19 protein-coding genes are annotated in these 21103 nt (G+C 68.4%); 18 read left to right on the top strand and 1 reads right to left on the bottom strand.

What is annotated here, in order from left to right:
• Nucleotides 1-204: 204 nt before the first annotated feature.
• The 8 genes from ribD (at nucleotide 205) to hisF (ending at nucleotide 6170) form a co-directional block, all read left to right on the top strand.
• Nucleotides 205-1320: a bifunctional diaminohydroxyphosphoribosylaminopyrimidine deaminase/5-amino-6-(5-phosphoribosylamino)uracil reductase RibD gene (ribD, locus tag AC1DEY_RS17565; RefSeq protein ID WP_476869116.1), complete on the top strand. Its 1116-nt coding sequence runs from the start codon at nucleotides 205-207 to the stop codon at nucleotides 1318-1320.
• On the top strand, nucleotides 1320-2024 hold the full coding sequence (locus AC1DEY_RS17570; protein ID WP_476869078.1) for a riboflavin synthase: 705 nt from the start codon (nucleotides 1320-1322) through the stop codon (nucleotides 2022-2024). The genes ribD and AC1DEY_RS17570 overlap by 1 nt, the downstream gene beginning before the upstream one ends.
• Nucleotides 2021-2746 (top strand): 3,4-dihydroxy-2-butanone-4-phosphate synthase, encoded by a 726-nt coding sequence (gene ribB / locus AC1DEY_RS17575; RefSeq protein WP_476869079.1) that lies wholly within the window; start codon nucleotides 2021-2023, stop codon nucleotides 2744-2746. The genes AC1DEY_RS17570 and ribB overlap by 4 nt, the downstream gene beginning before the upstream one ends.
• A gap of 46 nt (nucleotides 2747-2792) precedes the next feature.
• A complete protein-coding gene (gene ribA, locus AC1DEY_RS17580; protein ID WP_476869080.1) occupies nucleotides 2793-3455 on the top strand; it encodes a GTP cyclohydrolase II in 663 nt (220 codons plus the stop codon).
• A 56-nt stretch (nucleotides 3456-3511) separates the two neighbouring features.
• Nucleotides 3512-3997, top strand: coding sequence for a 6,7-dimethyl-8-ribityllumazine synthase (gene ribH / locus AC1DEY_RS17585; protein WP_223985920.1), 486 nt, complete (start codon nucleotides 3512-3514; stop codon nucleotides 3995-3997).
• A gap of 142 nt (nucleotides 3998-4139) precedes the next feature.
• Nucleotides 4140-4403 (top strand): phosphoribosyl-ATP diphosphatase, encoded by a 264-nt coding sequence (locus AC1DEY_RS17590; protein WP_476869081.1) that lies wholly within the window; start codon nucleotides 4140-4142, stop codon nucleotides 4401-4403.
• A gap of 104 nt (nucleotides 4404-4507) precedes the next feature.
• On the top strand, nucleotides 4508-5350 hold the full coding sequence (gene hisG / locus AC1DEY_RS17595; protein ID WP_476869082.1) for an ATP phosphoribosyltransferase: 843 nt from the start codon (nucleotides 4508-4510) through the stop codon (nucleotides 5348-5350).
• A gap of 43 nt (nucleotides 5351-5393) precedes the next feature.
• Nucleotides 5394-6170 carry an imidazole glycerol phosphate synthase subunit HisF gene (gene hisF, locus AC1DEY_RS17600; RefSeq protein ID WP_390203010.1) on the top strand — a complete coding sequence of 259 codons (777 nt, stop codon included), beginning with the start codon at nucleotides 5394-5396 and terminating at the stop codon, nucleotides 6168-6170.
• 100 nt (nucleotides 6171-6270) lie between these two features.
• On the opposite strand, the gene AC1DEY_RS17605 is transcribed toward hisF, so the two are convergent.
• The gene (locus AC1DEY_RS17605; RefSeq protein ID WP_476869117.1) at nucleotides 6271-6915 is read right to left on the bottom strand and encodes a TIGR03085 family metal-binding protein; all 645 of its coding nucleotides are present in this window, start codon (nucleotides 6913-6915) and stop codon (nucleotides 6271-6273) included.
• A gap of 177 nt (nucleotides 6916-7092) precedes the next feature.
• On the opposite strand from AC1DEY_RS17605, the gene hisI reads away from it, so the two are divergent.
• The 10 genes from hisI (at nucleotide 7093) to AC1DEY_RS17655 (ending at nucleotide 21074) form a co-directional block, all read left to right on the top strand.
• Nucleotides 7093-7524 carry a phosphoribosyl-AMP cyclohydrolase gene (gene hisI / locus AC1DEY_RS17610; RefSeq protein WP_441409819.1) on the top strand — a complete coding sequence of 144 codons (432 nt, stop codon included), beginning with the start codon at nucleotides 7093-7095 and terminating at the stop codon, nucleotides 7522-7524.
• Nucleotides 7525-7627: 103 nt separating this feature from the next.
• Nucleotides 7628-9205 (top strand): anthranilate synthase component I, encoded by a 1578-nt coding sequence (locus tag AC1DEY_RS17615; RefSeq protein WP_476869083.1) that lies wholly within the window; start codon nucleotides 7628-7630, stop codon nucleotides 9203-9205.
• On the top strand, nucleotides 9205-9861 hold the full coding sequence (locus tag AC1DEY_RS17620) for a Trp biosynthesis-associated membrane protein (RefSeq protein WP_441409817.1): 657 nt from the start codon (nucleotides 9205-9207) through the stop codon (nucleotides 9859-9861). Before AC1DEY_RS17615 ends, AC1DEY_RS17620 begins: the two co-directional genes overlap by 1 nt.
• Before the next feature lie 73 nt (nucleotides 9862-9934).
• Nucleotides 9935-10222: an HGxxPAAW family protein gene (locus AC1DEY_RS17625; protein WP_476869084.1), complete on the top strand. Its 288-nt coding sequence runs from the start codon at nucleotides 9935-9937 to the stop codon at nucleotides 10220-10222.
• 2 nt (nucleotides 10223-10224) lie between these two features.
• Nucleotides 10225-11043 carry an indole-3-glycerol phosphate synthase TrpC gene (trpC, locus tag AC1DEY_RS17630; protein WP_476869085.1) on the top strand — a complete coding sequence of 273 codons (819 nt, stop codon included), beginning with the start codon at nucleotides 10225-10227 and terminating at the stop codon, nucleotides 11041-11043.
• Between the two features lie 123 nt (nucleotides 11044-11166).
• Nucleotides 11167-12522, top strand: a complete 1356-nt coding sequence (gene trpB, locus AC1DEY_RS17635) for a tryptophan synthase subunit beta (protein ID WP_476869086.1) — start codon at nucleotides 11167-11169, stop codon at nucleotides 12520-12522.
• Entirely contained in the window at nucleotides 12519-13352 is an 834-nt protein-coding gene (trpA, locus tag AC1DEY_RS17640) for a tryptophan synthase subunit alpha (protein WP_476869087.1), read from the top strand. The genes trpB and trpA overlap by 4 nt, the downstream gene beginning before the upstream one ends.
• A 3-nt stretch (nucleotides 13353-13355) precedes the next feature.
• The gene (gene lgt, locus AC1DEY_RS17645) at nucleotides 13356-14744 is read left to right on the top strand and encodes a prolipoprotein diacylglyceryl transferase (RefSeq protein WP_476869088.1); all 1389 of its coding nucleotides are present in this window, start codon (nucleotides 13356-13358) and stop codon (nucleotides 14742-14744) included.
• Nucleotides 14745-15007: 263 nt separating this feature from the next.
• The gene (gene gltB / locus AC1DEY_RS17650; RefSeq protein WP_476869089.1) at nucleotides 15008-19624 is read left to right on the top strand and encodes a glutamate synthase large subunit; all 4617 of its coding nucleotides are present in this window, start codon (nucleotides 15008-15010) and stop codon (nucleotides 19622-19624) included.
• Nucleotides 19617-21074 (top strand): glutamate synthase subunit beta, encoded by a 1458-nt coding sequence (locus AC1DEY_RS17655; RefSeq protein WP_476869090.1) that lies wholly within the window; start codon nucleotides 19617-19619, stop codon nucleotides 21072-21074. Before gltB ends, AC1DEY_RS17655 begins: the two co-directional genes overlap by 8 nt.
• The last annotated feature ends 29 nt before the right edge of the window (nucleotides 21075-21103 follow it).

A 21103-nucleotide genomic window follows, 5' to 3' on the forward strand; every position in this document is an offset into this window, starting at 1 on the left:
GAATTCAGCGCTGCCGAAAATGCTGCGATGCAGGATGCCCTCGCCGCCGCCGCGAAGGGCCCTCGGGGCGCCAACCCGCTCGTAGGCGCCGTCCTTATGGGGCCCGACGGAACGCACCTCGCCACCGGCGACCACCGGGGAGCGGGGACCGCGCATGCCGCGGCTGATGCCATCACCGAATTCAGCGCTGCCGAAATTGCTGCGATGCAGGATGCCCTCGCCGCCGCCGCGAAGGGCCCTCGGGGCGCCAACCCGCTCGTAGGCGCCGTCCTTATGGGGCCCGACGGAACGCACCTCGCCACCGGCTACCACCGGGGAGCGGGGACCGCGCATGCCGAGGCTGATGCCATCACCCAGGCGACGGCGGCGGGCCAGGACCTGCGCGGCGCCGCGATGGTGGTGACGCTGGAACCCTGCAACCACTGCGGCCGGACCGGCCCCTGCGCCCAGGCCATCATCGACGCCGGCATCACCGACGTCATCTATGCCATYGAYGACCCCCACGATCCTGCCGCCGGCGGCGCCGTGACGCTCCGCGCCGCGGGCGTCCGGGTCCGCTCCGGGCTGGCCGCCGACGCCGCACTKGACCTGAACCGGCGCTGGTTCGACGCCGTCGACGCCAAACGGCCCTTCGTTACCCTGCACATCGCGCAGACCCTMGACAGCCGCATCGCCGCCAGCGACGGCACCAGCCAGTGGATCTCCAGCCCGGAGTCGCTCGCSGACAATCACGCMCTGCGGGGCAGGATTGACGCGATCCTGGTGGGCACCCAGACAGTCCTCGTCGACAACCCGCGGCTTACGGCCCGGAACGCCGACGGCGAGGCGGCCGGCAAACAGCCGCTGCGCGCCGTCATGGGGTACCGGGGGATTCCCGAGGACGCCGCCATCCACGGKGCAGACGGCAACGTCCTGCACCTTGCCACCCGCGACCCGCGCGAGGCCCTGGACCAGCTGTTCGACAGCGGGGTCAGGCACCTCATGGTGGAGGGCGGCTCCCGCGTGCTGAGCGCGTTCCTTGCGGCGGGCCTGGTCGACGAGCTCATCGTTTACCTGGCGCCGACGCTCCTTGGCTCGGGCACCGCGGCCCTGGAGGACCTTGGCATCGCCACCCTGGCCGACGCCCAACACTGGGAATGGGACCCGGCCTCCGGGGGTGCCGTCCAGKCCCTCGGCCGCGACCTCCGGCTGCATCTTCGCCCGGCCACGGCAGCCGCCCCGGCCACGCCAGCCACCGCGGCYGTCSCGGCCGCCACCCCTACTTCATCCGATACAACCCCGCACCGCACCGGCGCGGACACCGCCGCAGGAGGCAACTGATGTTTACCGGAATTATCGCCGAGCAGGGAAAGGTGCTCTCCGTTGAACGCAACGGGGACAGCGCCACCGTTCGGCTCCACGCGCCCGGCACCACGGACGGCCTCGCCCTGGGCGGTTCCATCGCGGTCAACGGTGTCTGCCTYACCGCCACGCAGATCGACGGCAGGGACTTCAGCGTCGACGTCATGGGCGAGACCCTTGACCGCAGCACCATCGGGGAACTCASCGCCGGCGATCCGGTCAACCTGGAACGCTGCGTGCCCGCCGGCGGGCGGCTGGACGGCCACGTGGTCCAGGGGCACGTCGACGGCGTCGGCCGGCTCCTGGAACGCGAGGGCCTCGGCAACTGGGACCGGCTCCGGTTTGGAGTGCCGGCCGGACTGGCCCGCTACATCGCCGAAAAGGGTTCCATCGCCGTGGACGGCGTCTCCCTCACCGTTACCACTGTGAGCCCGGCCAACGATCSGGCACCGTGGTTCGAAGTGGGGCTGATCCCCACMACCCTGGCCGAAACCGGGCTGGGCCAGAAGGCAGTCGGCGGCCACGTCAACCTCGAGGTCGACGTCCTGGCCAAGTACACCGAACGCCTCCTGTCCTTTGCCGGCGGAACCGGCCCCGCCGCGCACCGGGCGCCCGACGCTGCCGCAGMAGCAGCCGCSGTGCCCGCAGGCGAGGCAGCACYCTCGGAAGGGGCCACGAAATGAGCCGCGTCAAAGATCCCGCCCACGGCCTGGCAGAGGCGCTCGGCGCAGCCACCCCAGCTGCAGCCACCCCAGATGCCGGCCGGGTAGGCCTGGACCCGATCGAGGACGCCATCAGCGCCRTGGCMGCCGGACGGCCGGTCCTGGTGGTGGATAACGAGGACCGCGAGAACGAAGGCGACATCATCTTCGCCGCCGARCACGCGACCCCGGAGCTGATGGGCTGGACGGTCCGYTACAGCTCCGGTGTGATCTGCGTACCGCTSGACGCCGACCGCGCCGACGCCCTTGCGCTGCCGCCGATGGTGGCTGTCAATGAGGACGCSAAGGGCACCGCCTACACCGTKTCCTGCGACGCSGCGGTGGGTGTCAGCACCGGAATTTCCGCCACGGACCGCGCCCTGACGGCACGGATCCTGGCCGACCCGCAAAGCCAGCCGAAATCATTGACCCGTCCCGGGCATGTTTTCCCCCTCCGCGCCGTTAAGGGGGGAGTGCGGGAACGTCCCGGCCACACTGAGGCGGCMGTGGACCTGTGCCGGCTGGCGGGCCTGGAGCCCGTGGGAGTGATAGCAGAGCTGGTGTACGACAACGGAGAAATGATGCGGCTGGACGGATTGCGTGGCTTCGCCATCGAGCATGGCTGCCCCCTGATTTCGATTGCGGATCTGGTGGCCTACCTCGAGGCGGGGCAGCACGGCAGCCACGCAACGGACCCCGTCTGATGGAGGAGAAAAAGTGACGACTTCGAAGACCCGAGAAGAKATGCCCATGGCGCGCCAACCGCATCCGGTCAGCGCAGGACCCATCGTCCAGCTGCCCACCGCCTTCGGCAATTTCGTKGCGCAGGCCTGGACCGACCTGGCTACCGGCGCGGAACACCTGGCGGTCAGTTCGCCGATGCCCCCCACTGACGGCCAGGCCCCGYTGGTCCGCCTCCATTCCGAGTGCCTCACMGGCGACGTGTTCGGTTCCTACCGCTGCGACTGCGGCGAGCAGCTGGCCTATGCCCTCGAGCTRATCAACGAACTCGGCGGCACRCTGCTGTACCTSCGYGGCCAGGARGGYCGYGGGATCGGCCTGGCGAACAAGATGAAGGCCTACGCCCTGCAGGAAGCCGGGTTTGACACCGTGGAGGCCAACGARCAGCTYGGGCTGCCGGTCGACGCGCGCTGCTACAARGCCGCGGCCCAGATCCTYGCAGAGATGGGCCTCCATGAGATCCGGCTCCTGAGCAACAACCCGGACAAGCAGGACCGGCTCGCCCRGGCAGGGGTCAGGGTAGTGGAGATGGTCCCCACCGAGGTTCCCTCGCGCGAGCAGAACATCCGCTACCTGCAGACCAAGAAGGACCGGATGGACCACCGCCTGGTCCTGGACGGTGAACCCGCGCCGGCCGCCGGAATGGCCGGATTCGAGCCYGACCACGACTGACCGGGTGGCCCCTCGGGCCGTCCCACCCACCTAGACCCAACAGCAAGGATTAACCWATGAGCGGCCACGGCGCCCCCCAGATCGACCTCAGCACCTTCAAGCCCGAGGAAACCTCGCAGCTCAAACTGGCCATCGTGGCCGCRAGCTGGCACACCCAAATCATGGACGGACTGCTCGACGGCGCCCTGCGCGCCGCGAAGGACGCCGGCATCAGCGAACCGACCGTCCTGCGGGTCCCCGGCACCTTTGAACTCCCCGTCGCGGCGGCCCGCCTGGCACCGCACTTCGACGCCGTCGTGGCGCTCGGCGTCGTCATTCGCGGCGGCACGCCGCACTTCGAATACGTCTGCGAGGCAGCCACCCTGGGCCTGACCGAGGTCAGCGTCCGCACCGGTGTCCCCGTGGGCTTCGGCGTGCTGACCTGCGATACCGAGCAGCAGGGGATCGACCGGGCCGGCCTGCCGGGATCCACCGAGGACAAGGGCCACGAGGCGGTCACCGCTGCCCTGGCCACGGCAGTGACCCTCAAGCAGTTCGGCTGAGCACCCAGGCTCCAGCMAGWGCCGGCGCGGAGGCCACCCTGGCRTTCCGCGCCGGCTGTGTTTTGTGTAGTGCCTCACATCCCGTCCGTCATGCAACGGCCCGGCAGGYGTTCCCGCGCCGGGAGCAAGTAGGCTTGGGGGCGTGAAGAATTTCGAGTCGCTGTTCGCAGAACTGAGTGARAAGGCAGCCKYCCGCCCGGARGGCTCCCGCACCGTCGCCGAACTGGATTCCGGAGTCCACGGCATCGGCAAGAAGGTCGTGGAGGAAGCAGCCGAGGTCTGGATGGCTGCCGAGTATGAATCCGATGARGCYGCMGCYGAGGAAATTTCGCAGCTGCTSTAYCACCTGCAGGTTCTGATGCTCGCCAAAGGACTCACYCTGGAAGACGTCTACAAGCATCTGTAGCCGCGCCCGCACCGGAAWCCGCCATGACTTCCCTGGCGGATCCCGTGCACCGCGTGGCCGATGTGCCCCCACAGAGACTTCCACACCCAAGAGAGACTTTTCCCATGCTTAGAGTTGCCGTCCCRAACAAGGGATCCCTGTCCGAAGCTGCCGCGGCCATGCTGGCCGAGGCAGGCTACCGCCAGCGCCGCGACACCCGCGAGCTTGTCATGGTGGACCCGGACAACGACATTGAATTCTTCTTCCTGCGCCCGCGCGACATCGCCGTGTACGTGGGGCAGGGAACGCTCGACGTCGGCATCACCGGCCGCGACCTGCTCCTCGACGCAGAGGTCGAGGCGGAGGAAYTGCTGCCGCTGGGCTTCGCCGCGTCCACGTTCCGCTTCGCCGGCCCGGTAGGCGACTTCACCACCGTCGCCGAGCTCGAGGGCAAGCGCCTCGCCACGAGCTACGACGGACTGCTGCGCGGCTACCTGGCCGAGCGCGGCATCAACGCCAAGGTGGTCCGCCTCGACGGCGCCGTGGAATCCTCCGTGCGCCTCGGCGTCGCGGACGCSATTGCCGACGTCGTCGAGACCGGCACCACGCTCAAGGCTGCCGGCATGGAAATCTTCGGCGAGCCGATCCTGAATTCCGAGTCGGTGCTGATCGGCCGCAAGGGCGAGCAGAACCCGGCCACTGAGGTGCTGATCCGCCGGCTTCAGGGCGTCCTGGTGGCACGACAGTATGTGCTGATGGACTACGACATCCGCAAGGAACTTGTCGAACAGGCCGCCGGACTGACTCCGGGCCTGGAATCGCCCACCGTCTCGCCGCTGCGCGATTCGGACTGGGTGGCCGTCCGCTCCATGGTCCCCAAGCGGGAAACCAACCGGATCATGGATGAGCTCTACGACCTCGGCGCCCGCGCCATCCTGGTCAGCAGCATCCACGCCTGCCGCATCTGAGCATCCACCCGCCACCTCCCTCCAGCAAACACCAGGAGAAGTCATGACTGTTGCCGTGCGCGTCATCCCGTGCCTCGACGTCGATGCCGGCCGCGTGGTCAAGGGCATCAACTTTGAAGGCCTGCGCGACGCCGGGGACCCGGTGGAACTGGCTCACCGCTACGACAACAGCGGCGCCGACGAGCTGACCTTCCTGGACGTCACTGCCTCCTCCGGCAACCGGGAGACCACGTTCGACGTCGTCCGCCGCACCGCCGAGGAAGTCTTCATCCCGTTGACGGTCGGCGGCGGCGTCCGCGGCGTCGCGGAGGTGGACAAACTCCTGCGCTGCGGGGCGGACAAGGCTGCCATCAACACCGCGGCCGTGGCCCGGCCGGATGTGATCGACGAGATCACCCGGCACTTCGGTTCCCAGGTCCTGGTGCTTTCCCTCGACGCCMGGCGCACGCGCCCSGGCTCAGAGCCCACGCCGTCGGGCTTTGARGTGACCACRCACGGCGGACGGCAGGGGACCGGAATCGATGCCATCGCGTGGGCAAAGGAGGCGGCCGACCGCGGGGTGGGYGAAATCCTGCTCAACTCGATCGACGCCGACGGCACCAAGGACGGCTTTGACCTGGAACTGATCCGCCTGGCGAGGGCTGGGGTCAAGGTCCCGCTCATCGCCTCCGGCGGCGCCGGCAARCCCGAGCACTTCCCGCCGGCAGTGGCCGCAGGCGCCGACGCTGTCCTGGCGGCCTCGGTCTTCCACTTCGGGCCCCTCGACATGATCGCCCAGGTCAAGGCCGCRATCCGCGAGGCCGGCTTCGAGGTCCGCTRAGCCACYCGCTTAAAGCAACGCGGGGTCACTCAGCGCCCATCCCGGAGGGGATTACGGGCGCTGGGTGACCCCGCGTTGTTTGGTTTAGAGCCCGACGCGTTTAGAGCCCGACTTCGGCGGACTGCAGGAGCGCGACGGCGTCCGGCTGGCCTTCGAAGGTCACGAGCGCGTGGCGGGTGCGGCCGTGCGCGTGCATGAGGAGTTCGCCCGGCTCGCCGACGATGGCCACCGACACGGGGGCCCGTTTGGCCACGTGCCTGGGGCCGGACGGACTGACCAGCACRATGCCCAGATCCACGCCGCGGTACAGGATGGCTGCCCGCTTGACCAGCTCATCCCACAGGGCGTCCGAGTACTCCTGGTCGAGGGCGCGCGGGGCCCAGCGGTCCACGGCGCGGCGGACGTCCTCGGTGTGCACGAAATACTCGATCAGGTTGGAGCTCTCGTCCAGGGCCTTGATCCGCAGCGGCGACAACGCCGGGGGACCGGCRCGGAAGTCGTTGACCAGCTTGGCGTAGTCCTCGGGGGTCTTCAGCGTGCCCGCGAGTTGGGCCGTCGCCTGGTCMGAGGCCTTGGACAGGCGTTTGAACATGAGGCCCAGTCCGACGGCGATTTTTCGCTCGCGGAGGTACARGTGCGCGGCAAGATCGCGGGTGCGCCAACCYGCRCAGAGCGTGGCAGCATCGGGACCGGCCGCCAGCAGGGTTTCGGCCAGGACTTCTCGGGACGGTTCGACGAAATGCATCACTTGTGAAACTAGCACGAGACTGCCGTGCGTGGGCACAGGAATCGCCGCCATGACCGTGCCCGGCACCGTCATCGGGCGGGTGGAYRCGGCAAKCAGCCCCATTGGCGCGCCAGTGTTAAGCGGCGGGCGGACCCGCAGGCCGGCAGCCTGCCCGGAGGCACTAGACTTGATCTGATGTCTGAGCAGCCCGCCCCCGCCAACACGCCCGCCAACAGCGTTTCGACGCAGCCTGAGCCGGCAGCGTCGGCGAGCCCCCTTCCGGCCGGACTTGCCGACGCCCTCAAACGCGACAGCGCCGGCCTGGTGGCCGCGATCGTCCAGCAGTTCGACACCCATGAGGTGCTGATGCTGGGCTGGATGGATGACGAGGCACTGCACCGCACCATGACGACCGGACGCGTGACCTTCTACTCGCGCTCCCGCCAGGAGTACTGGCGCAAGGGCGACACCTCCGGGCACGTGCAGTGGGTCAAGTCGCTCGCCATGGACTGCGACGGCGACGCCCTGCTGGTCCGGGTTGACCAGGTGGGCGCGGCTTGCCACACCGGATCCCGGACCTGCTTCGACGGCCGCGAGCTCGACGCCGTCGTCGGTCACGCAGGCTAGGCGCCCCCGGCGCTTCCACAAGCTTCACGAACCGGACCCAGGCAGGATCCCATCACCGGATCCGGTGACAGGTCCCCCTAAAGAACAGGCGGAAAGCACAGCCATGCAGGACCTYGGAATCATCAGCCCCAGCCTSGARGAGTTCCGKGAACTCGCGGGCCACAGCCGCGTCATCCCCGTCCGGCTCAAGGTGCTGGCTGACGCCGAAACCCCGATCGGGCTCTACCGCAAGCTCGCCCAGGGCCAGCCCGGGACGTTCCTGATGGAGTCTGCGGCCGTCGGCGGATCCTGGTCSCGCTACTCCTTCATCGGGTCCCGCTCCCGTGCCACCCTGACCACCAAGGACGGCAACGCGCACTGGCTGGGCCAGCCCCCRGTCGGCGTGCCGCTGGACGGCAACCCGGTGGACGCCATCCGTGACACCGTCGCGGCCCTCCGCACCGARCGCTTCGACGGGCTCCCGCCGTTCACCTCCGGTCTGGTCGGCTTCCTGGGCTGGGAAACCGTCCGGCACTGGGAGAAACTGACCAGCCCGCCGGAGGATGACCTCAAACTCCCGGAGATGGCCCTCAACCTGGTCACGGACATGGCGGTCCACGACAACATGGACGGCACCGTCCTGCTGATCGCCAACGCCATCAACTTTGATAACAGCACCGAGCGCGTCGACGAGGCCTGGCATGACGCCGTYGCCCGCGTGAAAGCCCTGCTGGAGAAGATCAGCCGCCCCGTGGAGCAGCCGGTCTCCGTGCTSGARACSGCSGCMCTGGATTTCGCGTCGAGCGTGCAGGAACGCTGGGACGAATCCGAGTACCTSGCCGCCCTGGACCGCGGCAAGGAAGCGATCGTGGACGGCGAGGTCTTCCAGGTGGTCATTTCACGCCGCTTCGAAATGGAATGCGGCGCCGACCCCCTCGACGTCTACCGGGTCCTGCGGAACACCAATCCCAGCCCCTACATGTACCTCTTCAGCTTCGAGGACGCCGCGGGCCGCGAGTACACGATCGTCGGCTCCTCGCCGGAGGCGCTCGTGACCGTGACCGGGGACGAGGTCATCACCCACCCCATCGCCGGCTCACGGCCGCGGGGCAAGACGGTGGAGGCGGACAAGGCCCTGGCCGAGGAACTGCTGGCGGACCAGAAGGAACGCGCCGAGCACCTGATGCTGGTCGACCTGTCCCGCAACGACCTCTCCAAGGTCTGCGTCGCAGGTTCTGTCGACGTCACCCAGTTCATGGAGGTGGAACGCTTCAGCCACATCATGCACCTCGTCTCSACCGTGGTCGGCGAGCTGGCCCCGGCCGCCAAGGCCTACGACGTYCTCAAGGCAACCTTCCCGGCCGGCACCCTCTCCGGKGCCCCGAAGCCGCGGGCCCTGCGCCTCCTGGACGAGCTGGAACCGCACCGGCGCGGCATCTACGGCGGCGTGGTCGGGTACCTGGACTTCGCCGGGGACATGGACATGGCGATCGCGATCCGTTCGGCCCTGCTCCGGGAAGGGCGCGCCTACGTGCAGGCCGGCGGCGGGATCGTGGCCGATTCGGTCAACCCCACCGAGGCCCAGGAAACCGTCAACAAGGCCGCYGCCCCGCTCCGCGCCGTGCACACCGCCGGTTCGCTGCACAACATCACCGCTGACGCCGTCATCGACTCAGCGCCCGACGCCGGAGCGGAGGACTGATGGAGCAGCCGGAAGCCACYGCYAAAAACACCGTKAAGACCACCACRCGACCCGCAGTCCCAGGYTGGGCCCGCAAGTCCACCCTKGTCCTGGTGATCGCCGCCCTGGCGCTGGCCGTGTTCGGGACCACCACCCAGACCTGGCTTACGGTGCACCTGGACCCCACCCAGCTCGGCGCGGCCGTGGCCAGCCAGGACGGCCTGCAGGTCCAGGGCAGCAAGGCCGCGACCACCGTCACGGCCCTGGCCCTCGTTGCCCTSGCCGGCGGCCTCGCTGCCTCCATCGCCGGCCGGGTGTCCCGCTGGGTCATCACGGCGATCATCCTGCTCGCGGCCGTGGGCATCGTCGCCGCGGCAGCCGTCGTRCTGGCGGACCCGCTGTCCGCKGCGCAGGGATCGATCGCGGCCGCCACCGGGATCAGCGGCAGCAGCGTCCAGGTGGACGTGACGGTGTTCCCCGTGATCGCCGTCGTCGCCGGCGCACTGCTGGGGCTCAGCGCCCTGGCGATCGTGCCGGCCGGCCGCTACTGGAAGAGCCGCACCAAATATGACGCGGCCGCCGCCGGCGGAACCGCAGCTGGTGGCACAGCGCCGGCCGCCCCCGCGGACGAGATCGAGAGCTGGGACCGCCTGTCCCGCGGTGACGACCCCACCTAAGCCTATGCCGCGGCCAATAACGCCCGCCAAAAAATGGCAGAATGTAAGCAGTATTCATCCTGAGGAGATTTCAATGAGCAAAGCCACTGTTTCCGCATCCACGTCCGCTGCGCCGAAGGGCGTCTACGACGACGTCGATCACAGCGAAGCGCCGGGTCACGGCAACAGCCCGGCSGCSTGGACCTSCGTGATCGTGATGCTGRTMGGCGCCCTCATYGCRKCCATCGCSTTCGTSATCGCCAACACCCCGATCTTYGTSGCGGGCGCCGCCATCATGGTGATCGGCCTGCTYGCCGGCTGGGCCATGCGCAAGGCCGGCTACGGCGTCGGCGGCAGCAAGCTGAAGAACTCCGGCCACTGAGCGTGAGCGTTCTCGACGACATCAATGCCGGTGTCAGGGAGGATATGCAGGCGCGCCAGCGTCTGGTCACACTTGCGGAACTGAAGGAGCGCGCYGCCGCTGCGAAGCCGGCCCGTGACGCCTGGRCYGCCCTGGGCGGAACSTCMRGCACCCGGGACCAACTCAAGGTGATYGCCGAGGTCAARCGCCGCAGCCCGTCCAAGGGCCGCCTCGCGGACATCGCCGATCCCGCGTCCCTCGCCGCGCAGTACGCCGACGGCGGGGCCGCCGTGATCAGTGTCCTGACCGAGGAGCGCCGTTTCGGCGGCTCGCTGGCCGACCTCGACGCCGTCCGGGCMGCAGTGGATATCCCGCTGCTGCGCAAGGACTTCATGATTGACGAGTACCAGATCTGGGAGGCCCGSGCCCACGGTGCCGACCTGATCCTGCTGATCGTGGCMTCGCTCTCGGACGCCCAGCTGCGGGACTTCACGGCCCTCAGCCGCGAGCTCGGCATGAACGTGCTCGTGGAGACCCACACGGCCGAGGAGATCGAGCGCGCAGTCGCCGCGGAAGCCCGGATCATCGGCGTCAACGTGCGCAACCTCAAGACGCTCGACGTCGACCGTTCTGTTTTTGCGGAGCTGGCCGGCGGCATTCCCGCCGGCGCGCTCGTGGTTGCCGAGTCCGGTGTGCGCGACGTCGAGGACGTCAGGCACTAYGCGGCCCGCGGCGCCAACGCAGTCCTGGTCGGCGAGGCGCTGGTCAGCGACGCGACGCCCCGCGAGCGGATCGCAGAATTCATGGCTGCCGGCGCAACGGCAATCGCCGCCCGCGCCTGAGCCTGCCGGTCCGGGCGCCCGCGTCCGGACCGAAAGCGGTACCGGGCCCGCAACTGCCCGGACAATGAGCGGATCTCGTCTGCAGATCCCCAAAGCTAGCAGTGGAACAGGATGGTGAGACTGATGGTCGATGCGCCAGCAGCCGGCTCTGACGAAAGTGCCGTGGACGCGTTCCTGCAGGGCGGTCGCCCCCAGGAGCACCCCGCACAGGGTGAACAGTCCCTGCGGCACGCCCCGGGGCCCTACTTCGGGAACTATGGCGGCCGGTGGATGCCCGAGTCGCTCATCGCGGCACTGGACGAGCTCGAGGACACCTTCGAGAAGGCCAAGGCCGATCCCGAGTTCATCGCCCAGATCGCCGACCTGAACAAGAACTACTCCGGCCGGCCGTCGCTGCTGACCGAGGCCAAGCGCTTCGCCGAACACGCCGGCGGGGTGCGAATCTTCCTCAAGCGCGAAGACCTCAACCACACCGGCTCGCACAAGATCAACAACGTCCTGGGACAGGCGCTGCTCGCCAAGCGGATGGGCAAAACCCGCGTCATCGCCGAGACCGGTGCCGGTCAGCACGGTGTTGCCAGCGCCACCGCCGCTGCCCTCCTAGGCCTKGAGTGCGTGGTCTACATGGGCGCGGAGGACTGCCGCCGGCAGGCACTCAACGTGGCCCGGATGGARCTCCTCGGCGCCACGGTSATCCCCGTGACCAACGGATCCCAGACGCTCAAGGACGCCATCAACGAGGCCCTGCGCGACTGGGTCGCGAACGTGGGCAACACGCACTACCTGCTGGGCACCGCCGCCGGCGCGCACCCGTTCCCGGCATTGGTCCGCTACTTCCACGAAGTGATCGGCGAGGAGGCCCGGGCCCAGATCCTGGACCAGGCCGGCCGGCTTCCGGACGCCGTCTGTGCCTGCATTGGCGGCGGCTCCAACGCCATCGGCATCTTCCACGGCTTCCTCGATGACCCCTCGGTCAAGATCTACGGCTTCGARGCCGGCGGCGACGGCGTCGAAACCGGGCGCCACGCGGCCACCATCACCCTCGGCAAGCCCGGCGTGCTGCACGGCGCCCGCTCCTACCTCATGCAGGACGACGACGGCCAGACCATCGAGTCGCACTCGATCTCGGCCGGCCTGGACTACCCGGGCGTCGGCCCCGAGCACTCCTACCTCGCCGACATCGGCCGGGTCAGCTACGAGCCSATCACGGACAGCGAAGCCATGGAGGCCTTCCGCCTCCTGTGCCGCACCGAGGGCATCATCCCGGCCATCGAGTCTGCCCACGCCCTSGCCGGCGCCATCAAGGTGGGGCAGCGGCTCGCCGCAGAAGCCGCCGCAGGCAAAGCGTCAGACAAGATCGTGCTCGTGAACCTCTCCGGCCGCGGCGACAAGGACGTGGCCACGGCCGCCGAATGGTTCGACCTGCTGGCCGAGGATTCACCGGAAGCGGAAATCGCCAAAGAGGGGGAACAGCTGTGAGTACCGCAAACGATGCCAACCAGGCAGTCGACCAGTCCAGCAGCAAGTCGGCCGCGGCCATTGACCGYGCCCKCRCCCAGGGCCGGGCMGCCCTGATCGGCTACCTGCCGGCCGGCTACCCGAGCGTTGAAGCCACCATYGCCGCCGGCATCGCCCTTGCMGAGAACGGCGCCGACCTCATCGAGATCGGCATCCCCTACTCCGACCCCGTCATGGACGGCCAGGTCATCCAGGCGGCCACCACGGAGGCCCTCGCSAAGGGCTTCCACGTGCGGGAGGTCTTCGACGTCGTCCGCGGCATCACGAGCAAGACCGACGCCGCRGTGCTGGTCATGACGTACTGGAACCCGGTGATGCGGATGGGCGTGGACGAGTTCTCCCGCCGCCTGGCCGAGGCCGGAGGAGCGGGGCTGATTACGCCCGACCTCATCCCCGACGAGGCTGCCGAATGGTTCGCCGCCTCGGACAAGTACGGACTGGACCGGGTGTTCCTGGTGGCTCCCTCGTCCTCTCCGGAACGCATGAAGCGCACYGTCGACGCRAGCCGCGGCTTCGTGTACGCCGTCTCCATCATGGGCGTCACCGGCGCCCGTAGCTCGGTCAGTTCCGCCGCCAAGGATGTCGTMGCCGCCGCACACGCCGCGGGCGCCGAACGCGTCTGCGTGGGCCTCGGCGTCTCCAACGCCGGTCAGGTCCGCGAGATCGCCGAATATGCGGAAGGCGTGATTGTGGGCACCGCCCTCGTCGCGGCCATCCGGGACGGCGGCGTSGATGCTGTAGCCTCCTTGACGAAAGACCTCAGCACCGGCCTCACCAAGGAAGAAGCGTAAGCAATGCAGTCAGTCCTCCACGCGGCGGCGATGATTCCCGCGAGCATTCCGAGCCCCAGCTGGTCCGGATTCGACATCCCGCTGCCGTGGGGGGCCCTGCGCATCCACGCCTACGCCCTGTGCATCCTCGCCGGCATCATCGCCGGCCTGTGGCTGACCTCGGTCCGCTGGGCGCGCCGCGGYGCCCCTGAGGGCAGCGTCTGGGACATCGCCATCTGGGCCATCCCGTTCGGCATYATCGGYGGACGGCTCTACCACGTGTTCTCCTCGCCCGATGCCTACTTCGGCCCYGGCTTTGACGGCACGGGGGACCTGTCCCTGATTCCGCAGATCCAGCGCGGCGGCCTCGGCATCTGGGGCGCCGTCGTGCTGGGCGCCGTCGGTGCCTGGATCGGCTGCCGGCGTGCCGGGGTGAAGCTGAGCGCGTTCCTGGACGCCGCGGCCCCCGGGCTGCTGCTCGCCCAGGCGATCGGCCGGTGGGGCAACTACTTCAACCAGGAGCTCTTCGGCGGCCCCACCACGCTGCCGTGGGGGCTGCAGATCGATCCCAACAGCCCCAATTTCCCGGCCGGCATGCCCGCGGACACGCTCTTCCACCCGACGTTCCTCTACGAGTCGCTGTGGAACCTGGCCGGTGTCCTGATCCTGCTGGCCCTGGACCGGCGATTCAGCTTCCGCCGCGGCCGCCTGTTCTGCCTCTACGCCATGTACTACACGCTGGGCCGCGTCTGGATCGAGGCCATGCGGATCGACGACGCCGAGCAGATCAGCCTCTTCGGGATCACCACCAGGCTCAACGTCTGGACCAGCATCTTYGTCTTTGCCGGAGCCCTGATCGCCTTCATCATCCTGGGSCTGCGGAAGCSCTCGGAGCCGGACACCCCGTTCCTTCCSGGACGGGAACCGGCCGAAGAGAATGCTGTCGAAGAAAAGACGGCGGAAGCAGAGACTGCGGAAGCAGAGACAGCCGAAGCAAAGACTGCTGACGCAAAAACTGCTGACGCCAAGGCAGCGGAGGCCAAGGCTGCGGAGCCAGGGACYGCGGAGGAAAAGTCCGCGGARACCAAGGCCGCGAAGAAGCCTGCCGAGCCCAAAACGGCTACYGAAGCGGCTGRCGCCGCGGCGACTGACGTCGAAGAAACCGACGTCGAAGAAGGGRAGCGCGCCACCGTCCCCGCRGACGCGGCAWCCATCCACCATTCGGACGCTGCTGTCTCAGATAGTGAATCCCGTGATAATCTCCGGAATAACCAAAGCGGGCCAGTCCCCGCATCCTCGGATGCGGTCARGGACTCCACCGGCGGCACCATGCCCGCCACCGGAGTTCCGGCAGCCGGAGTATCCGGCCGCCAGGSAACTGGAACCGCCCCGGAGGCTGAGGGCACCAAGTAGCTCAGCGCCGGACATCGGGTTGCGGAGCCACCGCTCGCAGGGCCCGACTCCACAGCGTCGTGGCAAGAGGGATTGCAGTGGGCAGCAGATAGGCGCTGTCCACGCAAGCCCGGGTCAGCACCTGCGTAACTGTTAGTACAGGAGGCCGGGCTGGCCTACAATTCCAGTTAGAAAAACACTCTGTAGCGCCCGTCACACCGGCGTGCTGAGTGGGGCCAATGTTGTCCCTCCCATACGCACGATCAGGAGGAAGGACGTCTCCAATGACCCAAACTCGTCACAGCCCCAGCTGGTCCGTTCCGGACCAGCCCACGGCCGCCACGTCACCCTTCAGCAGGTTCGCCGCGATTCCGGCCGCTGCCGGACTTTACAACCCGGAGAATGAGAAGGACGCCTGCGGCCTGGCCATCATCGCCACGCTCCGCGGCGAGCCTGGCTATGACATCGTCGACGCCGCCCTGACCGCCCTGCGCAACCTCGAGCACCGCGGTGCCGTSGGAGCYGATGAAGGTACCGGCGACGGCGCCGGCCTCCTCATGCAGGTCCCGGACGAATTCTTCCGCGCAGTCACCGACTTCGAACTTCCGGCCCCCGGCCAGTACGTSGTGGGAACCGCGTTCCTGCCCGCCGAGCAGCGCGAATCCGACGCCGCCCGCGCCGGCATCGAAGGCCTCGCCGCGGACGAGGGCCTGACCGTTCTCGGCTGGCGCGAAGTCCCGATCGTCGCTGACCTCGTCGGCGCCATGGCCCGGGCCTGYATGCCGCAYTTCTCGCAGCCCTTCTTCGCCTCCAGCACCGGCGAAACCCTCGAGCGCAACGAGCTCGATTCCCGCGCCTGGCGGATCCGCAAGCGCGCCCAGAACAAGTTCGGCGTGTACTTCCCGTCGCTGTCYTCCCGGACCATCGTCTACAAGGGCATGCTCACCACCGCCCAGCTGGAGCCGTTCTACCCGGACCTCTCGGACAAGCGCTTCAAGACCAAGCTCGCGATCGTCCACTCGCGCTTCTCCACCAACACCTTCCCGTCCTGGCCCCTGGCGCAGCCCTTCCGCACCATCGCGCATAACGGCGAGATCAACACCGTCAAGGGCAACCGCAACTGGATGCGGGCACGGCAGTCGCAGCTCTCCAGCCCGCTGCTGGGGGACTCTCCGGAAGAGCTGTTCCCCATCTGCACCCCGGGCGCCTCCGACTCGGCGTCCTTCGATGAGGTGGCGGAGCTGCTCTGGCTCTCCGGCCGGCCCATCACGCACTCGATCATGATGATGATCCCGGAGGCTTGGGAAAACCACGCCACCATGGATCCGGCACGCCGCGCCTTCTACGAATACCACTCCATGCTCATGGAGCCGTGGGACGGCCCCGCGGCCGTTTCCTTCACGGACGGCAACCTGGTCGGTGCCACCCTGGACCGCAACGGCCTGCGCCCGGGACGGTACTGGATCACCGAAGACGGGCTTGTCGTCTTCGCTTCCGAAGTCGGCGTGATCGACGTCGAACCTTCCAAGGTGGTCAAGAAGGGCCGCGTCTCCCCGGGCAAGATGTTCCTGGTGGACACCGGGTCCGGCCGGATCATTGACGACGCCGAGGTCAAGGCCGAGGTCGCCGCCGCGAACCCGTGGGCCGAATGGCTCAAGGACAACCTGATCGACCTCAAGGACCTCCCCGAGCGYGAGCACGTGGTCCACACCGCCGCCTCGGTCAACATCCGCCAGCGGACCTTCGGCTACACCACCGAGGAACTGAAGATCTTGCTCGGCCCCATGGCCCGCACCGGCGCCGAGCCGCTGGGCGCCATGGGCTCGGACACGCCCGTGGCCGTGCTGTCCAAGCGGCCCCGGCTGCTCTTCGACTACTTCGTGCAGTCCTTCGCCCAGGTCACSAACCCGCCGCTGGACGCCATCCGTGAAGAGCTCGTCACSTCCCTGATGTGCGCGATCGGCCCGAACGGGAACCTGCTKGACACCAAGCAGGTCCGCCAGCCGCAGGTCGCGCTGCCGTTCCCMGTGATCAACAACGACCAGCTCGCCAAGATCGCGAACATCGAGAGCGCCGACGGCGACAGGGTCGCCATGAAGGTCCGCGGACTRTACCGCCCCGAAGGCGGCGAGCACGCCCTCCGSGCCCGGCTSACCGARATCTGCGAGCAGGTCTCCGGCGCCATCAACCGCGGCGTCCAGTACGTCGTGCTCTCGGACCGCGACTCGAACGCCCAGTGGGCGCCGATCCCGTCCCTGYTGCTGGTCAGCGCCGTGCACCACCACCTGCTGCGCAGCGCCAACCGCACCAAGACCGCGCTCGTGGTSGAGGCCGGCGACGTCCGCGAGACGCAYCACGTCGCCGTSCTGATCGGCTACGGCGCCTCCGCCGTGAACCCGTACCTGGCCATGGAATCCGTGGAACAGCTCATCGCCACMGGCGACGTCGTGGGGGTCACCCCGCATGATGGCGTCTACAACCTGATCAAGGGCCTCGGCAAGGGCGTCCTGAAGATCATGTCCAARATGGGCATCTCCACCGTGGCCTCCTACACCGGTGCCCAGACCTTCGAAGCCCTCGGCCTCGGCCAGGAACTCGTGGACGAGTACTTCTCCGGCACGCACTCCCAGCTCGGCGGCGTCGGCCTCGATGTCATTGCCGCCGAGGTCCTGGCCCGGCACCGCATGGCSTACCCCGAGAACGGCATCGAACTGCCSCACCAGCCCCTGCTGGGCGGCGGCGAGTACCAGTGGCGCCGCGACGGMGAACCCCACCTGTTCAACCCCGAGACCGTCTTCCGGCTGCAGCACGCCACRCGTGAACGCCGCTAYGACATCTTCAAGGCCTACACCCGGGGCGTGGACGACCAGTCCGAGAACCTCATGACCCTGCGCGGGCTGCTGAAGTTCAAGGCCGGCCTGCGTCCCGCCGTGCCGCTGGAGGAAGTGGAGCCTGTCTCCAGCATCGTCAAGCGGTTCTCCACCGGCGCCATGAGCTACGGCTCCATCTCGCAGGAAGCCCACGAGACCCTCGCGATCGCCATGAACCGGCTGGGCGGCAAGTCCAACACCGGTGAAGGCGGCGAGGACGTGGACCGCCTGCTCGATCCCACCCGCCGGTCAGCGGTCAAGCAGATCGCCTCGGGCCGCTTCGGCGTCACGAGCCTGTACCTRTCCAACGCCGATGACATCCAGATCAAGATGGCGCAGGGTGCCAAGCCCGGCGAGGGCGGCCAGCTGATGGCGCAGAAGGTCTACCCCTGGGTGGCCCGCACGCGGCACTCCACACCCGGCGTCGGCCTCATCTCGCCGCCCCCGCACCACGACATCTACTCCATCGAGGACCTCGCGCAGCTGATCTAYGACGCCAAGCGCGCCAACCCCTCGGCCCGCGTGCACGTCAAGCTYGTCTCCGAGGTCGGAATCGGCACCGTGGCGGCCGGCGTGACCAAGGCGAAGGCCGACGTCGTCCTGGTTTCCGGGCACGACGGCGGTACCGGCGCCTCKCCGCTGAACTCGCTCAAGCACGCCGGTGTCCCCTGGGAGCTCGGCCTCGCCGAGACCCAGCAGACSCTCATGCTCAACGGCCTGCGCGACCGTGTRGTGGTACAGGTGGAYGGCCAGCTCAAAACCGGCCGCGACGTYGTGATCGCCGCRCTGCTTGGCGGCGAGGAGTTTGGTTTCGCCACCGCTCCGCTGGTGGTCTCCGGCTGCATCATGATGCGCGTCTGCCACCTGGACACCTGCCCGGTGGGCGTCGCGACCCAGAACCCCGAGCTGCGCTCCCGGTTCAACGGCAAGCCAGAATTCGTGGTCAACTTCTTCGAATTCCTCGCCGAGGAGGTCCGCGAAATCCTCGCGGAACTGGGTTTCCGCAGCATCGAGGAGGCGATCGGCCATGCCGAAATGCTCGACTCCCGTGAAGCGATCAGCCACTGGAAGGCCGAAGGGCTGGACCTGGATCCGATCCTGCACGGCCTTGAGTTCGACGACGACGCGCCGCTGCGCAACCTCACCGGCCAGAACCACGAGCTGGACAAGCACTTCGACCAGCGCCTGATCGCCATGGCAGCCGAAGCCCTCAGCGACCGCACCCCGGTGAAGATCTCGGTGAACGTCATCAACACGGACCGCTCCGTCGGCACCATGCTGGGCCACGTCGTCACCAAGACCTTCAGCACCGACGTGCTGGCCACGGACACCATTGACATCACGCTCACTGGCACCGCGGGCCAGTCCCTCGGCGCGTTCCTGCCCGCCGGTATCACGCTGCGCATGTTCGGCGACTCCAACGACTACGTCGGCAAGGGACTTTCCGGCGGCCGCATCATTGTCCGGCCGGACCGCACCAACGTTTTCCCGGCCGAGCGCAACGTCATTGCCGGCAACGTGATCGGCTACGGCGCCACGAGCGGCGAGATGTTCCTGCGCGGCCAGGTGGGCGAACGCTTCCTGGTCCGCAACTCCGGCGCCACCGCGGTGGCCGAGGGCATCGGGGACCACGGCTGCGAGTACATGACTGGCGGCCAGACGCTCATCATCGGCCGCACCGGCCGCAACTTCGGCGCCGGCATGTCCGGGGGCACAGCCTATGTGCTGGACCTCCAGACCGAACGCGTCAACAAGCAGGCCCTCGAGTCCGGCGAGCTGCAGCTGCGCGAGCTCGACGCCGAGGACCGCGACATCGTCCACGGGCTGCTCGTCAAGCACGTCGAGGAAACCGAGTCACTGCTCGGGGCACGGCTCCTCGAAAACTTCGATGACACCGCAGCCCGCATAACCAAGGTRCTGCCGCGCGACTACGCGGCCGTCCTGCAAACCCGTCTTGACGCCATCGAAGAGGGCCTGGACCCCGACGGCGAAGAAGTTTGGTCTCGAATCCTGGAGGTGACCGGTGGCTGATCCACGCGGATTTCTGAAAGTACGTCAGCGTGAAACCCAGCCGCGCCGTCCCGTTCCCGTCCGCATCATGGACTGGAAAGAGGTCTACGARGCCCAGGAGAAGGGTGTCCTGAAGAGCCAGGCCGGCCGCTGCATGGACTGCGGCGTGCCGTTCTGCCACCAGGGCTGCCCRCTGGGCAACCTCATCCCGGAATGGAACGACCTCATCTGGCGGGACAAGGGCGAGGAAGCGATGGAGCGGCTGCACGCCACCAACAACTTCCCCGAGTGGACCGGCCGGCTGTGCCCGGCCCCCTGCGAGGCCTCCTGCGTGCTGGGCATCAACCAGCCCGCAGTGACCATCAAGCAGGTCGAGGTCTCGATCGTGGACCAGGCCTTCGAGAACGGCTGGGTCAACCCGCTGCCCCCGGCGCGACTGACCGGCAAGACGGTCGCCGTCGTCGGCTCCGGCCCCGCCGGGCTCGCCGTCGCCCAGCAGCTGACCCGCGTGGGCCACACMGTGGCCGTCTACGAGCGCGACGACAAGATCGGCGGGCTCCTGCGCTACGGGATCCCCGACTTCAAGATGGAAAAAGAGCAGGTGGACCGCCGGCTGGAGCAGATGAAGGCCGAAGGCACCCGCTTCCGCACCGGCGTGGCMGTCGGCACCGACGTGACSTGGGAGCAGCTGCGCCGCCGGTACGACGCCGTCGTGATCGCCACCGGCGCCACCGTCCCGCGTGATCTGCCGATCCCGGGCCGCCAGCTCGAGGGCGTCCACTTCGCCATGGACTACCTCGTGCCGGYCAACCGCGTGGTGGCGGGGGAGACCGTGGCGAACCAGATCAACGCCGCGGGCAAGCACGTCGTCATCCTCGGCGGCGGSGAYACCGGCGCGGACTGCCTCGGCACCGCGCACCGGCACCAGGCCGCCTCCGTGACCACCCTGGCGATCGGCAAGCAGCCGCCGCTCGAACGTGCCGGGCACCAGCCRTGGCCGACGTTCCCCACYCTGTTCGAGGTCGCCAGCGCCCAYGAGGAAGGCGGCGAACGCACGTACCTCGCCTCCACCGTGGAGTTCGTCGGSGAAAACGGCAAGCTCACGGGCGTCAAGGTGGCCGAGACGGAATTCGTGGACGGCAAGCGCCTCCCGAAGGCCGGCACCGAGCGGATCATTCCGGCGGACCTCGTCTTCYTGTCCCTGGGCTTCACCGGCGCCGAGCCGGCCGGGATCACCGACCAGGTCCAGGCCGACTTCGACGGCCGCGGCAACGTGGCCCGYGACGGCTACTACATGACCAACACCGAGGGCATCTTCGTGGCCGGCGACGCCGGCCGCGGCCAGTCACTCATCGTCTGGGCCATCGCCGAAGGGCGCGCCTGCGCCGCGGCGGTGGACAAGTTCCTGATGGGCAGCACCATCCTGCCGGCACCCGTRGCGCCGACCGACCGGGCGATGGCTGTTTTGTAGTCCGGCAGGACACTGGTTCTGCAGGTCAT

The sequence above is a fragment of the Arthrobacter sp. 05T47 genome, from assembly GCF_056395825.1.

Bases quoted from the DNA above. Each gene is read 5' to 3' on its own strand.
- hisI (WP_441409819.1), top strand. From the start codon at position 7,093: ATGTCTGAGCAGCCCGCCCCCGCCAACACGCCCGCCAACAGCGTTTCG.